This is a genomic window from Massilia sp. CT11-108 (assembly GCF_047302915.1).
Taxonomy (GTDB): domain Bacteria; phylum Pseudomonadota; class Gammaproteobacteria; order Burkholderiales; family Burkholderiaceae_D; genus Telluria; species Telluria orientalis.
This window is the reverse complement of record NZ_JBKYMO010000736.1, coordinates 1-2,051: the sequence shown is the minus strand read 5'-3', so window position 1 is coordinate 2,051 and position 2,051 is coordinate 1. Positions and strand designations below refer to the sequence as shown.

Annotated in this window: 1 protein-coding gene; it reads right to left on the bottom strand. The window is 68.3% G+C overall.

From position 1 onward, the window contains the following. Positions 1-2,013, bottom strand: a 2,013-nt coding sequence (locus ACEN88_RS30100) for an ATP-binding protein (protein ID WP_413345615.1), incomplete at its 3' end; no start/stop codon positions are given. Positions 2,014-2,051 lie beyond the last annotated feature (38 nt).

Below are 2,051 nucleotides of genomic sequence, written 5' to 3'. Positions count from 1 at the left end.
GTGTCCGGTGATCCACTGCAGCGCCAGCAGCCTGCCGATGGTGCGCAGCAGGAGGTCGTGGTCGACCGGCTTGGCGAGGAAGGCGCTGGCGCCGGCGGCGCGGCTCTTGCGTTCGTCCTCCGGGCTGGCGCTGGCCGTCACGGCAATGATCGGGACGTCGCCCCAGCCCGGCATGTGACGGATCTGGCGCGTCGTCTCGTTCCCGTCCATCACCGGCATCATGACGTCCATCAGGATCAGGTCCGGCTTGAAGCTGTCGAGCAGGACCAGGCTTTCGCGTCCGGTCGATGCCGCGGCGACGATGAAGCCGGTGTCCTGCAGCAGGTCCAGCAGCATGGCGCGGTTCTGCGGCACGTCGTCCACGACCAGCAGCCGCCTGCGCTCGCCCTCGTAGCCCACCAGGGTCTCGTGCGGTGCCGCGGCGGCCGGAGAGGCGGCGGCCACGGGCACGTCGATCTCGAACGAGAACGTGCTGCCTTTGCCGGGCGCGCTGGCGACGGCTATCCTGCCGCCCATGAGCTGCACCAGTTGCTGGCTGATGGCCAGGCCCAGGCCCGTGCCGCCTTCGCGCCGCTGCGCCGTCGCCACCTGTTCGAAGGGCTGGAAGATGCGCGCCAGCTGTTGGGCGTTCATGCCGATGCCGCTGTCGGCCACCTCGAAGCGCAGCCGCGCCATGTCCGGCGCACCGGACGGCGCGGCCGGCAGCACCCGCAGCGAGACCTTGCCGTTGTCGGTGAATTTCACCGCATTGCCCAGCAGGTTGAGCAGCACCTGGCGCAATCGCGTCTCGTCGGCCGTCACCGCGGCCGGCAGGCCGGGCGCGAGTTCGCAGTTGAACGCCAGGCCCTTCTCCTCGGCCTTCACGCGCATGATGTTCGCCAGCACCTGGAGAAACGTGTCGAGATGGACGGCGCCCGGGTGCAGCACCATCTTGCCGGCTTCGACCCGTGCGAGGTCGAGGATGTCGTTGATCAGCGTGAGCAGATGCTGGCCGCTCTCGCGGATGGTCGCCAGGCCGGCCGATTGGCGTTCGGTGAGGTCGTGGCAATCGCGTCCCAGCAGCTGGGCGTAGCCGATGATGGCGTTGAGCGGCGTGCGCAATTCGTGGCTCATCTGCGCGAGGAACTGGCTGCGCTGGCGCGCCAGTGCGACGGCCTCCGCCAGCGCGGTCTCGCGCGCGGCCGCGGCTTCCTTGCGTTCCCGGTCGATGGCGGCCAGCTGTTCGAGGCGCGTCCTGCTGGCCTGCATGCCGGACCGGAAGTGCAGCAGGCCGAGCGACAGCCCGAGCATGCCGCAGCCCGTCCATGCGGCCATCAGCCAGCCGAGCAGCGTCGTCCTGGAGATCCATTTCCCGCGAAATTCGATCCTGCGGACTTCGACCGTGATGGTGTGGCCGGCGGCGCTGGCGTCGTCGGCCTGCAGTTCCACGGTCGTGACGTGGTCGAGGCGGACAAAGCTCTTCGATAGCGGGATCCGGCGCGCGAAGTGCCACCAGTCGGCGGTGCGCAAGGCATGCAGCGGGATCGTGACTTCGGACTGGGCCGGAATATCGATCAGCGCCTCGTTGAAGCGCTGCGCATCCCACTGGTCCGGCACGTAGAACTCCGGTTCGAAATTCAGCAGGTGAAGCTTGACGACATGCCGGCCGTGGCCCGTATAGCGCACGTCGAGCGTGACCGTGTCGTAGCGGGACATGTCGATACCCTGGCCCGAGTCGCCCAGCCGGAACCGGATGGCGCAATTCGGATACCTGGCCGCCTTCCCCATCTGGCAACGCAGGATGTAGGCATCCTTCGTGACGGCCAGCGACGCGACCGAATTGCCCGGCGCGGGGTTCCCGCGCGGCAGGACGCGATCGTCGGTCACCGTGGCGTCATACGGATGCCGCGGGGAGATCTCGAGGGTGCGCGTCATGCCATAGTGCTGCCAGGCCAGCAGGACCGGGGTCGCCAGCACCAGGAGGATGACCAGGGCGTAACCGATCCTGGTCGCACGGGAGAGCCACTGGATCATGTTCGCATCGATTGGAAATCGTCCTGCCGGCGGGCCGC